The following is a 13,034-nucleotide window of genomic DNA, read 5'->3' on the forward strand; positions in this document are numbered from 1 at the left end:
TTATGAAACGGGGTATTATTCGTTGGCCTGGGCTGGCCGTATTTGCTGGATTTGTGCTGCTGTTGGTGGCTATTTCCTGGTTATTTCTGGACTCTATTATAAAAGTCACTTTGGAGCACACACTCGGGCGCTTAAATGGCGCTGAAGTTAATATTGAGCAGGTTGAGCACAGCTGGTCGCCACTGGCGTTACGCATAAAAGGTGTGCAAGTGACAAATCCTCAGCAACCAACGCATAACCGGGTGCAAGTGGGGGAAGCGTCTGCCGATATCAGTCCGACAGAACTCATTTTGGGGCGCACTCTTATTGAACAGCTGACCATGACTGGCATAAGAGTCAATCAAGAGCGTGATAGTGAAGGCGAGGTGTACGTTCTGCCGTCAGAAGATGACATGAAGCAGTGGGCCGGCCAGTCCTGGGAAGACTTAAAAATGTCACTGCCGTCGACCGATGAGATTATGGCTCAGGTAAACCTTCGTACTGACAAAGTTATTGAAGAGTCAAAAGCGGCGTATGAGAAGCAGAAGCAGCAAGTTATCGCAGCGAAAGACGCTTTGCCGAGTGAAGATAAAATTAAAGAGTACGAGCAAAAGATAAAAGAAATAACCGAAGGCGATGTTAAAGACTTAGGAGCTATTGCAGCGCGCAAAGAGGCCTTAGACGAACTTAAAGAGTCTATTCGTAAAGACAAAGAAGCTATAGCAAACTTCCGGAACAGAGTGTCAGAAGCGAAAGACGTGCTGCAAACACAAGTCACAGAGCTGAAAAACGCGCCGGGCAATGACATTGATAGAATTAAGTCATTTTTTAGTATGGACGGACAGGGCTTACAGAACGTGACCGGCCTGCTATTGGGTGAACAGGCGAAGCAATGGAGTCAATACTTGTTGCTGGCCTACGAGCAACTGGGGCCCATGCTGGCGCGGTCAGATAATTCAGAAACCGTTAAACCGGTGCGTGGAGAAGGGCAAAGTATCTCCTTTGCCGAGGAAGACGCACCACCGGAATTTCTGATTAAAAAGGCGCGTACTGAGTTTATGGTGGCGGGCACCGTCATTGATGTTGACTGGCAGAATATTACTCATCAGCACAATTTACTGGGGCAGCCAACGACTTACCAGGCGCGTGCTGATAACAGTGAACTCTGGAAGGCGTTTAACTTAAATGGCGAACTCTCGCTCTCAGACTTGGGTATTGATGCCAAGCAACAATGGCAGTTAAAAGGTGCGCAGTTACAGAACCTTGGATTGAGTGAAAGTGCGGAGTTGAGCGCCCAAATTGTCTCCTCATTGCTAGACAGTGACGGCACTATTTTAGTCAGAGAAAACAAGCTTGATGGTAACGCCATGGTCAGAATGCTGAACCTGGACATGGATGCCAGCGGCTCCAGCAAACTGACCAATGCTATTGCCAGTGCGCTTAGCCAGTTACAGCGTTTGGACATTGCGACCAACATTACGGGCGATATTCAGAGTCCTTCGCTGAGTTTTGACTCGGACTTGGATGATCAACTGGGCAGTTTACTGGCCGATACCGCCATGTCAGAGGCTGACGGCAAACTGGCAGACATTAAAGCAGACTTAACGGCGAAAGTATCTGATCAGTTAGGTGGTCAGGAAGAGCTGCTACAAAGCCTGACGCAATGGAACAGCGAATCAGGTGAGAAAGATCAGAAACTGGAAGAGTTACTGAAGTCTAAAATTGAAGACAGTCTGAAAGATAAGCTTAAGGGCCGCCTGTTCGGCGACTCTTAAGCTTCAACTGAGTTACTCAGTGGTTAAAAACTCGCTGAGTAGCTCGGCTTTTTGTTGAATAGAAAACAGTCCGTTCAAGTGTCCCCAGGGACCATTAATTTCTTCGTACTGAACCTCTTTACCCATTTCTCTAAGTTGTTCAGCCGTGTTTTCTGCCATGTACGGCATTAACAGCAGGTCGTTACTGGATGGCAAAAACAAGGTTTTTGCGGAAATGTTTTTTAATCCGTCTTTTAACGTGTCCTGATGCCCGGCAACAAACAGCTGGTTTGCGCGCACCAGATAAAGAATATGGTTGGCATCTGCCAGTGGCGCACGCGCACGGCTGGCAGCGTATAACCATTCCACAGCCGGCAGTTCATGAGTAACGGACTCAAGGCCTTTTTCAGGCAGAGTTTCCTGTTTCGGTACGGCCTGATTAATGTATTCCGGATGCATCGCACCATGGGTGATCATGGCCTGTGCCATAGTGATGCCGTCTAAAGGCGCGTCGCTGTCGTAGTAGTCACCACCTTTCCAGTTAGGGTCCAGCTTAATCGCTTGTGCCCACTGTTCCAGGCCCATTATAGTCCAGGCGTCTAACGAGCCGGCACCAATAACAGAGACCATACGCTCAACCCAGTTCGGGTAAGCCGCTGCCCATTCAATGGCCTGTAATGAGCCCATAGAAGCGCCGACTACTGCATGCAGTTTACTAATGCCTAAATCTTCCAGTAGCGCTTTTTGCACATTCACAAAGTCGCGTATGGTCACCACCGGAAAGTCTAAACCGTAGGGCTTTCCGGTATCCGGGTCAATGCTGGCAGGACCGGTGGTAATGACATTAGGAAGGTTAGGGTAAGCGTTGACTAACGAATCAACGCTAATAACATAGTACTTATCGGTATCAATGGCTTTGCCGGGACCAATAATAGAATCCCAGTAGCCGGCCTGTTGGTCATCCTCACTGTATTTGCCAGCGGCGTGACTGTTACCGGAGAAAAAGTGGGTAATAAGCACGACGTTATCCTTTGCTTCATTAAGTGTGCCGTAAGACTCCCAGCCCACTTTTACGTCTTTAATGGTTTCACCGCCGTGAGTGGTATAACTGTCCATGCTAAAGGTCTTTTTCTCTACCCATTGCTCGGCTGCTAACGGTAGGCTAATCAGCAATACCGCAATGCTAATAACCGTTGTCCATAATCGTGTCATGACACATTCTCCTGTAAGTAATTTTGGTACTGCTCGCGCAATTTATTTTTAACCAGCTTACCGGTGCCGGTATGGGGCAACTCATCGACAAAGACCACGTCGTCGGGCATCCACCAACGGGCAATTTTGCCGGTTAAAAAGTCTTTAATGTTTTGTTTGGATAGCTGGTGACCTTTATTCAGTACCACCAGCAATAGCGGGCGCTCGTCCCATTTCGGATGTTTAACACCAATGACACAGGACTCGTTAACCGCTTCGTGCTGGCTGACAATGTTTTCGATATCCAGAGAGCTTATCCATTCGCCACCGCTTTTAATCACATCTTTTTTGCGGTCAACCACATTCATAAAGCCTTCGGGATCAATAACCGCGATGTCACCCGTAGCCAGCCATCCATCCGGGAAGCTACTTAAGTCGTCATTGCGAAAATACTGCGAAGCAATCCAGTGTCCACGAACCTGCAATTCGCCACGTGTTTCTCCGTCATGCGGTAATGGGTTGTCTTCAGCGTCAACAATGCGGTGTTCAATACCAAAAACCGGGCGGCCAGCCGTTGTCTGCAGTTGGTATTGCTCGTCTTTAGGCCGGTTAATAATGTCTGCCTGCGGCGGCACCGAATGAACCAGCGGACCGGTTTCTGTCATACCCCAAATAGGCTGCCAGTAAACGTCGTACTCTCTGTCGTAAGTTTTAACCAGCCCCATAGGAGAGGCTGCTCCTCCTACGCAAACGCGCTGCAGTGATGGGATATCCAGCTTATTGTCATTCAAATAATTGTGCAAAGTGAGCCAAATAGTGGGTACGCCTAAACCCACAGTGACATTTTCTGTGCGTATCATGTCAGCCATTGCCTCGCCGGATGTTCCGTCGCCAGTGAACACTAACTTACAACCGGACAAAGGACCGGCGTAGGGCGCGCCCCAGGCGGCTACGTGATACATAGTGACCATAGGCATGAGTACGGTATCGCTGCGTAGGTCGAGCATGTCGGCACTGACGGTTGCCTGCGCGTGCAAAACCATGGCGCGGTGTGAGGCCAGTACGCCTTTGGGGTTGCCTGTAGTGCCCGAGGTATAACAAAGGAGCGCCGCGCTGTTTTCATCAACGTCTGGCCAGTCATAGTCTTTAGGCTCTGACGCTAAAAGCTCTTCATAACAAAGCACATTCTTAAGTTTGGTATTCGGCATGTGGTTTTGATCGGTCATCACTACAAAGCCTTTTACCCCGGGCAGCTCGTCCTCAATGGACTCCAGTAGTTCGACAAAACTAAGATCAACAAAGACCCACCCGCTTTCAGCATGGTTTAGGATCCAGGCTATCTGTTCACCGAACAAGCGTGGGTTTACCGTATGCATAACAGCGCCACTGCCACTGACAGCGTAATAAAGCTCCATATGCCGGTAAGTATTCCAGGCCAGACTGGCCACGCGCTCGCCGGGCTGTACGCCCAGATTTTTTAAAGCGTGGGCTAATTGCCCGCTTCTTTCCCAGCAGTCAGCATAGTTATACCGGTGAATGTCACCCTCCAGCCGGCGGGTGACAATTTCCTGTCGAGGGTGGCGATTTGCTGCAAATTTCAGTAAGTCGATAATTTGCAGTGGCCGTTTCATCATATTTCCTAACATGGTCAAATCCCCTTACTACTGGGTTACAACATGAATAAGCCAATGGCCACGGCCAGACCCATTAACGGCACAACAACGGTCACGGCAGCTACAGCCCAGTAGGCGGCACTGTGCTTCTCGTTACAAATAGCGCGAATAGTGGTAACCACATAGCCGTTGTGTGGCAGGGAGTCCAGCGCACCTGAGGAGATTGAAACAATTCGATGCAACTGATCAGGATTAACACCGGCCGCCATGTAATGAGGTCCTACTTCGGGCAGGGCAATCGCTTGTCCGCCGGAAGCCGAACCGGTCAAACCCGCAATAACGCTCACAGCAACGGCAGCGCCGACTAATTCATTGCCCGGTAGATTGGTCATAGCGGTCACGGCAGTATCAAAAGCCGGGGTTATCTTGGCAATACTCCCAAACCCCACGACCGCGGCGGTGTTACCTATAGCCACCAAGGCGCCGGTTGTGGCTTCATGAATGGCGGTTTGTGGCTTATGAAAATGTTTGAAGTTAATGACCGCAATGGCAATAACACCGCCCAGCAAAGCAACAATTAAAGCGTTTTGCTGCAAGGTATCGTGAAAGGTAAAGGACAGTCCAAGTACAACCAGTAGTGGAATTAATCCGCTTATCGGTGAAGGTAGTTCGCGCTCAAGTAGTATTGGATCGCCTTCACGCGCTTCAAATTGTTCACCGTTTGCTATGGCTTTATTAATAATTTTCTTAAGCCACCAGTAACCAAAGGTTGCCATTAACACAGCAACTACCAGGCTTACTTCCCAGGCGGCATAAGGCGAGGTACCCAAGTATTTAACCGGTATCCAGTTTTGAATTTCCGGTGAGCCGGCAGAGGTCATGGTAAAAGTGACAGAGCCAAAGGCCAGTGCAGCGGGAATAAAGCGACGAGGTAAGTTCGCGTCTTTAAACAAACTGAGCGCCATTGGATAAACTGAGAACGCTACTACAAAGACGCTGACACCGCCGTAGGTCAGAATCGCACAGGCCAATACTACAGCGAGCACCGCTTGCTTACGGCCTAACTTGTTGATGATCCAGCGCGCAACACTGTCGGCCGCTCCAGTGTCTTCCATAAACTTACCGAACATAGAGCCGAGTAAGAACATAAAAAACCAGGCCGCCACAAAGCTGGCAAAGCCGTCCATATAGGCACTGACAAAGTTCACGTCACCTGTGAATAATGGTACGCCGCTGCATAAAGCAACGACAACGGCGCAAAGAGGGGCGCTGATAAACAGGTTCATCCCCCGTAGTGTGAGTATGATAAGCAGCACTAAGCCGCCAATCAGGCCAATCATACTTAACATGAGTTACCTCGCAACGAATGAAAAACGGACCATGCTCTGAATCGTTGCATGGAAGTATTCTGCGTTATTAAGGAAATTGACCATATAGTACTATGGTACAGATCACAATTTTAACAATTTGCGCTAGTTTAATGAGCAACCATAGCTCTGAACCGTTAAATTGCTGTAAACGGAAATAACAAATACAAACGACATTATCTGTCAGGGGAACAACCATGAAACAGCCCAAATTTCAGAAATCGATGATTGCAGCAGCGGTAGCTACGTTGCTGGGGAGTCCGGCGGCTTTAGCACAGCAAAACGAAGAAGCTGAAGTCGATGAAGGTAAACTGGAGCGCATTGAAGTAACCGCGCGTCGAACCAACGAGAGCCTGCAAGAAGTGCCGGTTTCCGTGAGTGCATTCGGCGAACAAGAGTTGGAGCAAAGTGGTATTGAAGACATTACTGAGCTTCAGTTCAAAATGCCGAATACAACCTTTCAAGTCAGCCGAGGTACTAATTCAACATTAACGGCCTACATTCGAGGTGTTGGTCAACAGGACCCACTCTGGGGATTTGAGCCTGGCGTTGGTATCTATATCGACGATGTTTATGTTGCTCGTCCTCAAGGCGCAGTTTTAGAGGTGCTTGACGTTCAGCGCGTAGAAGTGCTCCGTGGTCCACAGGGAACACTTTACGGCAAGAATACCATCGGTGGTGCGATGAAATACGTCACACGTGAACTGACTGGTTATAACGAGTTTGAAGTGAAAGGCACGGTTGGCAGTTATAACCAAAGAGATTTGAAAGTTTCCGGGCAGACGGCTCTGGCCGATAACTTTTACGTCGGCGGTGCTTTTGCGACGTTAAACCGAGATGGCTTCGGCGAGTTCGTTAACACGGGCGATGAAAACTACAATAAAGAGTTAATGACAGGGCGGCTAAATGCTAAGTGGCTAGTAAACAAAGACATTAATGTTAAATTTGCTGCCGACTGGACAAAAGACGACTCCAATTCCCGAGGGGGTCACAGAGAGCAAGAGTCGGTATTGAGTGATGAGCCGCGTTTAACCGATGTATACGACTCGTATACTGCTATGCCCACTTGGAACGAAGTGGAAACCGAAGGTTATTCAATGACGGTCGACTGGGCCATCAATAACGACTGGATGTTTAAATCAGTTACTGCTTACCGGGAAGGTTACACTGACACGAACATTGACTTTGATTCGACGGTAAATCCGGTTCTTCTGGTTCCTGCTATTTATGAAGACGACCAAACAACTCAGGAGTTCCAGTTCATGTATCGTGATGATCGCATGGACTTTGTTGGTGGGGTTTACTTCTATGAAGGCGAAGCCTGTGGGGTATTCGGTACAGTGCTAGGCATGTTGGGTCTAACGATTGATAACGGTGGCTGTGTTGATACTTCAAGTCAGGCCGCTTTTGGACAGGCAACTTACCATGTCGATGACCAATGGTCGTTTACCTTAGGAGGGCGTTACACTCGCGATGAAAAAGAAGCTGATGTTTACCGTTACACTTATGCTGGCGTGAAATTTCTGGACCGTAATGACTACGCTGCAGACCCTATCGCGGTTAACTCTGATTTCACGACAAAAGCGGATTGGAGTAAGTTTTCACCGCATGCCAGCGTTAGTTATCAGGCAAACCCTGATTTGATGTTCTACGCAAGTTACAGCAACGGCTTTAAATCAGGCGGTGTTGATATGCGAGCGGACGTCTCAATTAACCCAAGTGCCCGTGACCCTTATGATCCTGAAACAGTAGATACTTACGAAATTGGTGTGAAAAGTGAGTTCATGGATGGACGCTTGAGAGCGAACCTGTCAACGTTCTATTCAGACTATCAGGATATGCAGGTCACTGTACAAACTGCCGTGCCAACAGGGGTGTCTTCGCAAGTCCTGAACGCGGCGGATTCAACCGTTAAAGGTGTTGAACTTGAAAGTACCTTTGCAGCAACGGACTCTTTGAACTTTACCGGTTCAATTGGTTACATCAATGCTGAATTTGACGAAGTGGCAGTATTCAACCCAACGACGCAGCAAGTTGAGGATGTTTCTAACCGCTGGTCGTTTGCAAACACGCCTGAGTTGACTGCAAATTTAGGCTTTAACCAAGAGTTTAACCTGGGAAATGGCGCCTTGGTTTGGTCTGGAGCCGTCGCTTATCGCGATGAAACGCAAATTTTCGAAGAGCCATCGCCGTTGGATGAGGACTCATATTCTCTCGTAAATACCAGCTTAGTATGGTACTCGAACGCGTCGAACTGGACTGTCGGTCTGCATGCGAAGAACGTTTTCGATGAAGAATATCGCTTGTCTGGGTATAACTTTGGCTCAACCTTTGGAGAAAATATCGTAACCGGTTACTACGGTGACCCGCGCACCGTATCTCTATCGGTCGGTTATCGTTTTTAACTCCCGCTCGCCAGTATTGCCGGTTATCCGGTAATACTGGCTTTTTTCCTCTAAGTCGATAGCATGGTCATGAAAGACACCTTACCGAATAATAATAAAAATATGGCCAGAGCAATCATCGCTGACGACCACCCGTTGTTTAGGGCTGCAATGCAGCAGGCTTTAAGTGAAAGTCTTGACAGCGACATCATCGAAGTTTCCAGTTTCGAGCAGCTCGAACAGTTATTACAAGAGCAGCCTCAAGTCGAAATTGTGTTTCTAGACCTTTCAATGCCGGGTAACAAAGGACTCACAGGCTTATCGGTGCTGCGTAGTCAGTATCCAGACATATTAGTGGTCATTGTGTCAGCAAATGAGGATACAAAAGTCATTCGTCAGGCTATGGCGCTGGGGGCTAGCGGTTATATACCTAAGTCAGTTCCTCTGCCGCAGTGGCAGGTAGCGGTATCAACGGTTTTAGCCGGGTACAATTGGTTACCGGAAAGTATGAGTAACATCGATTTGTCAGCCAGTGAGGATATGACAGAGTTTGCGAACAAGCTTGAGCAGCTAACACCACAGCAATTTAAAGTACTTCAATGCATCGCTGACGGTTTGCTGAATAAACAAATCGCTTACGAGTTGGGCGTACAGGAAACGACAATAAAGCAGCATGCATCAGCTATTTTACGTAAGTTGGGATGCGTTAACCGAACTCAGGCGGGCATTCTATTTCGGGAGATGCTAGATACTCCGGATACGACGGATGAGTCGCTTTAAAGCTCCGCTTTTCAAGGGTTTCGGAATAAAGTAAGCATCCACTTCTAACGCTTCTTCTCGTAGTGACTCATCAGGGTCGGCCGAATTAATAATGGCTGGCGTTTGAGTATTCCAGAGAGCTCTCAGTTTTCTAACGATATCGATACCAGTAACTCCGTCGTCAAGGTGGTAGTCAGCCAGAATCAAGTCACACTTGGCTAAATGGCGTATGTCATTTATACCGCCCGCTGATTCTACTTTGGCGCCCCAGTCTGTCATAAGTTGAGAGGTTGCTTCTAACACTCGTTTATCGTTATCGATGACCAATACCGTCATTCCAGCCAGCGGTTGTGAGTTTTCTACCGCTTCCCGAAGTTTAGGTTGTTTACTGTTCGACTCCCACCGCACGGCCGGTAAAGAGAGTTTGAATGCAGTGCCTTGCCCTGGGGTAGAGCGCATATCGAGCTTTATATTGAGCAGTTCGCACATACGCTTAACAATAGATAACCCTAGCCCAAGTCCCGGGTTATCGCCAGTGGAAGGTAGCTGGTGAAACTCTTTAAATATTTCTGATTGTTTATGCTTAGGAATGCCTGTGCCTGTGTCAATAACCCAAACGTTGACTGTATTACCATGACGCCTGGCTCCTATTACTATGCGGCCTGACTCAGTGTACCTTACGGCATTCGATAATAAGTTTTGCAATATGCGTGTCAGAAGCTTTCTGTCGCTGTTGATAACAGCCGATGTCGGGTGATATTTAAAGAGAATTGATTTCTCTTCAGCGACAAATTGATAACGCTCCGCCAGTGGTTTTATCACCGCGTTCAGGTCAACCTCCTGATAGTCGGGCTGTAAGTTTCCAGAGTCGAGTTTTGTCATATCAAGCAGCATAGTGAGCAGCTCTTCGGCATGCTCCAGCGAACGCTGAATGTTTGTTGCTAAAGGTTGTTGATCTTGCGACAGCCGCGATTGCAGCATTTCGCAAAACAGGCTGGCTGCATTAAAAGGCTGCATAAGATCATGGCTGACTGCGGCAAAAAAGCGTGACTTGCTTTTATGGGCTTCTTCCTCAGCGAGCTTAGCCTTTAATAGCTGTTTTGTTCGCTCGTCAACGCGCTCTTCCAGTTCTTGATTGATTCGCTGGAGCTGCTTCTGCGCCTCAATACGCTCGGTAATGTCACTGTAAGTAGTAACAAAGCCGCCGCCGGGCATAGGGTTGCCTTGTAGCTCTATGGTCAAGTCACCTTGCTGGCGCTGGTATCGGTACGCGCTACCAGCCTGTAGGTAATCCAGGCGCTTTTCTATTTCTTCATCGGTGCTGGCTCCGTCCGAACGACTCAGCAGACCGCGTCGGGCATTGAATCGCAAAAGTTCTTCTACTGGCATTCCTGCTCTGACCAGGCCGTCGGGGTAATCAAAAATCTCTAAATAACGACGGTTCCACGCAACCAACCGAAGATCTTGGTCAACGACACTAATGCCCTGCGGTATATTCTCAACGGAGGATTGAAGTAGCTCACGGTTAAACTGATAGAGCTTCGAAGCTTCTGTTGCCCAGTCGACCATGCTTGATACGGGTGCGTCGTTTTGTTTGGAAACGGTATCTAAAAGAAGGCGACTAGCAGAGGTACCAATAATGGCAGAAAGCTCTCGTTCAATACGTATAAGCACCGGAGCCGGAACCAGAGCATCTGTATTGATGCTCTGGATGTCGATATTGAGGCGCTCGTGAAGGGCTTGCAATTGTTGTTGATTATAAAAGCGAGTCAAGAGTGAATGTACTGTTCCCCAGGCGATAACTGGCTGGTTAATATATTCGCTGTTGCTGCTTGTGAGCTGACTATCATTAGTGCGTCGTTTCGACAGAAGTGAAAAAAGAGTGAAACACAAAAGGTTAAGGCCAAGGCTTAAAAGTACGCCGTTGGCAATGTCGATATCGGTTAGCCGCGAGTTCGACCCAATTGAAGGAATAAGCAGTAGCGTTAGCCAAACACAGGTACCGACGAAAAGACCGCTGAAAACACCGGTTTGAGAAGCGCGCTTCCATAAAACCGTAGCTAATATGCCGGGAGCCAGCTGAGCGAGCAGTGCAAGCGATAAAAGCCCTGAGTTAACCAACGGCATTGAGTCGATAGTCACTTGGTAATAGAGGTATGCCATTAGCATTACAATGACAATGGTGACCCGTCGTATTCTCAAGATTCGCTTAGGCGTGAAGCTAAACTGGCGCAGCCGGCTTTTTGTCAGACGCAGCCAAATGGGCATAACTACGTCGTTAGAAATCATAATGCTGAGTGCGAGCAAAGCGATAATAACCATACTGGTAGCGGCAGATAAGCCGCCAATAAATGCAACTAGTGTAATATCGGGTCGCTCGCTGATAAGCGGAATGCTTAATAAAAACGTGTCGTTAGCCGCCTGCTCGGGGGCTAAGTGCAACGCTCCCAGCGCGATAGGCAAAATGAAAAAGTTAATACTGAATAAATACAGAGGGAAAGCCCAGCGAGCTACTTTTAACTCGTCGGGGTGAGTGTTTTCTACATAACTGACATGAAACTGCCGTGGTAAGCAAAACATGGACAGCGCACCAAGCAAGATATGCACTGTAAATACGTAACCCCCGCCTTCTTCACCGGTCAAAACATCGCGAGTGACTGGGTTTTCGAAGCTGGCTCTAAAAAGGTCGCTTAGCCCGTCAAAAAGGCTGTAACTTACGAACAAACCAACAATAACAAAAGCGACAAGTTTGACGATTGACTCGAAGGCAATAGCGTCCATTAATCCAGAGTGCTGTTCTGCAAGACTAAGTCGGCGCGTACCAAATAAAAAACCGAACCCAACCATGAATAAAGCAACTAAGAATGACAGGTCTGAAAGCCACAGCGGACTATTGTCGAACCCAGTGACGGCCGCAAAACTGGAGGTAACTGCCCGTAGTTGCAGAGATATATAAGGGACAACAGCAACAAAGGCCGTTAAAGCAACGGCTGCCGCTAAAACCGGAGATTTACTGTATCGAGTGCCTATTAAATCGGCGATAGACGTTATGTTTTTCTGCTTACAATAGTTCAGAAGTTTTAACTGAACACCGTGTAACAGCAAAAATACGATAATCGCCCCAATATAGGTTGGAGCAAATGCCCAGCCGTAGTAGGCAGATTGGGTGACAGTGCCAAAAAAGGCCCATGAAGTGCAATGAACGCCTTGAGCGAGAGAGTAACGGTAAGGTTTTACAGTATTCGTTGAGGATTTATCGCCTCTGTATGCAATAACGAACAGAACAGCGAGGTACGCAATAGCAGCAAATACCGTAACCTCAATACTCAGCATGGCTAGTAATGATCCTGATGGTCACGAAACACTGTCAATGACCATTGATATTTAATAGCGCCTAAGCGTATGACTAATGTTGCTGACATACCGGCGGCGAGCGCAATAAGTGGTTGGAATGGCACCAGTAACACATATACCGTAGCGCCAACCAGACAGGTCGTAGCGTAAAGTTCGCCTTTTAGCACCATAGGTATGTCGCGTGCTAAAACGTCGCGAAGCATGCCGCCGAAACACGCTGATATTGTACCCATAATAACGGCAATAAATGGGGAGAAGCCTGCAGCTAGTGTCTTTTCGGTGCCCATGGCTGCGAAAAAGGCTAACCCGAAAGCATCCGCTATTTGTAGCGTTGTCATGGGTATGTAGGCTTTAAATCTTAACCACACAATGGTGAGTAACGCAGCGGTTAAAATGGTGTACAGATAAACTTCATCGTGCGTCCAAAACACCGGCAAGCCAAGTATTAAGTCCCGAATCGTTCCACCGCCAATAGCAGTCGCAGAGGCGAGAACAATGACACCAAAGCCGTCCATTTTCTTACGAAACGCTAATAATGTGCCAGCTATCGCAAAAACAGCGACACCAGCCTGATCTGTCCAGTAGAATATCTGTTCCATGTGCGGTATAAAAGGTCAAAATGTTAAGGCTTAG

The 13,034-nt window shown here is 48.0% G+C and carries 8 protein-coding genes; 3 read left to right on the forward strand and 5 right to left on the reverse strand.

Annotation, left to right across the window (positions count from 1 at the left end; translation table 11 throughout):
• The first annotated feature begins 2 nt into the window (after positions 1-2).
• Positions 3-1,754, forward strand: a complete 1,752-nt coding sequence (locus CWI73_RS08585) for a TIGR03545 family protein (RefSeq protein ID WP_126752397.1) — start codon at positions 3-5, stop codon at positions 1,752-1,754.
• 12 nt (positions 1,755-1,766) lie between these two features.
• Here CWI73_RS08585 and CWI73_RS08590 read toward each other — a convergent pair whose 3' ends face one another.
• From CWI73_RS08590 to CWI73_RS08600, 3 genes are read right to left on the reverse strand one after another with little or no spacing between them, the layout of a single operon-like run.
• The gene (locus CWI73_RS08590; RefSeq protein ID WP_126752398.1) at positions 1,767-2,945 is read right to left on the reverse strand and encodes an E22 family MetX-like putative esterase; all 1,179 of its coding nucleotides are present in this window, start codon (positions 2,943-2,945) and stop codon (positions 1,767-1,769) included.
• Positions 2,942-4,570: a long-chain fatty acid--CoA ligase gene (locus CWI73_RS08595; RefSeq protein ID WP_126752399.1), complete on the reverse strand. Its 1,629-nt coding sequence runs from the start codon at positions 4,568-4,570 to the stop codon at positions 2,942-2,944. The genes CWI73_RS08590 and CWI73_RS08595 overlap by 4 nt, the downstream gene beginning before the upstream one ends.
• 23 nt (positions 4,571-4,593) lie before the next feature.
• Positions 4,594-5,886, reverse strand: coding sequence for a GntP family permease (locus CWI73_RS08600; RefSeq protein ID WP_126752400.1), 1,293 nt, complete (start codon positions 5,884-5,886; stop codon positions 4,594-4,596).
• A gap of 215 nt (positions 5,887-6,101) precedes the next feature.
• Here CWI73_RS08600 and CWI73_RS08605 point away from each other — a divergent pair, with 215 nt between their 5' ends.
• Both CWI73_RS08605 and CWI73_RS08610 read left to right on the forward strand, forming a co-directional pair.
• Complete coding sequence (locus CWI73_RS08605) at positions 6,102-8,309, forward strand: TonB-dependent receptor (protein WP_126752401.1); 2,208 nt, start codon at positions 6,102-6,104, stop codon at positions 8,307-8,309.
• A gap of 102 nt (positions 8,310-8,411) precedes the next feature.
• Positions 8,412-9,068, forward strand: a complete 657-nt coding sequence (locus CWI73_RS08610) for a response regulator (RefSeq protein ID WP_126752505.1) — start codon at positions 8,412-8,414, stop codon at positions 9,066-9,068.
• On the opposite strand, the gene CWI73_RS08615 is transcribed toward CWI73_RS08610, so the two are convergent.
• Positions 9,033-12,380 carry a PAS domain-containing hybrid sensor histidine kinase/response regulator gene (locus CWI73_RS08615; RefSeq protein WP_126752402.1) on the reverse strand — a complete coding sequence of 1,116 codons (3,348 nt, stop codon included), beginning with the start codon at positions 12,378-12,380 and terminating at the stop codon, positions 9,033-9,035. The genes CWI73_RS08610 and CWI73_RS08615 overlap by 36 nt on opposite strands.
• A gap of 2 nt (positions 12,381-12,382) precedes the next feature.
• Positions 12,383-13,000 carry a trimeric intracellular cation channel family protein gene (locus CWI73_RS08620; protein ID WP_126752403.1) on the reverse strand — a complete coding sequence of 206 codons (618 nt, stop codon included), beginning with the start codon at positions 12,998-13,000 and terminating at the stop codon, positions 12,383-12,385.
• Between the last annotated feature and the right edge of the window lie 34 nt (positions 13,001-13,034).

It is taken from the genome of Idiomarina piscisalsi, from assembly GCF_003987095.1.
GTDB classification, from domain to species: Bacteria; Pseudomonadota; Gammaproteobacteria; order Enterobacterales; family Alteromonadaceae; genus Idiomarina; species Idiomarina piscisalsi.

Bases quoted from the DNA above. Each gene is read 5' to 3' on its own strand.
- CWI73_RS08590 (WP_126752398.1), bottom strand. From the start codon at position 2,945: ATGACACGATTATGGACAACGGTTATTAGCATTGCGGTATTGCTGATT.
- CWI73_RS08605 (WP_126752401.1), top strand. From the start codon at position 6,102: ATGAAACAGCCCAAATTTCAGAAATCGATGATTGCAGCAGCGGTAGCT.
- CWI73_RS08620 (WP_126752403.1), bottom strand. From the start codon at position 13,000: ATGGAACAGATATTCTACTGGACAGATCAGGCTGGTGTCGCTGTTTTT.
- CWI73_RS08600 (WP_126752400.1), bottom strand. From the start codon at position 5,886: ATGTTAAGTATGATTGGCCTGATTGGCGGCTTAGTGCTGCTTATCATA.
- CWI73_RS08585 (WP_126752397.1), top strand. From the start codon at position 3: ATGAAACGGGGTATTATTCGTTGGCCTGGGCTGGCCGTATTTGCTGGA.
- CWI73_RS08595 (WP_126752399.1), bottom strand. From the start codon at position 4,570: ATGTTAGGAAATATGATGAAACGGCCACTGCAAATTATCGACTTACTG.
- CWI73_RS08610 (WP_126752505.1), top strand. From the start codon at position 8,412: ATGGCCAGAGCAATCATCGCTGACGACCACCCGTTGTTTAGGGCTGCA.
- CWI73_RS08615 (WP_126752402.1), bottom strand. From the start codon at position 12,380: ATGCTGAGTATTGAGGTTACGGTATTTGCTGCTATTGCGTACCTCGCT.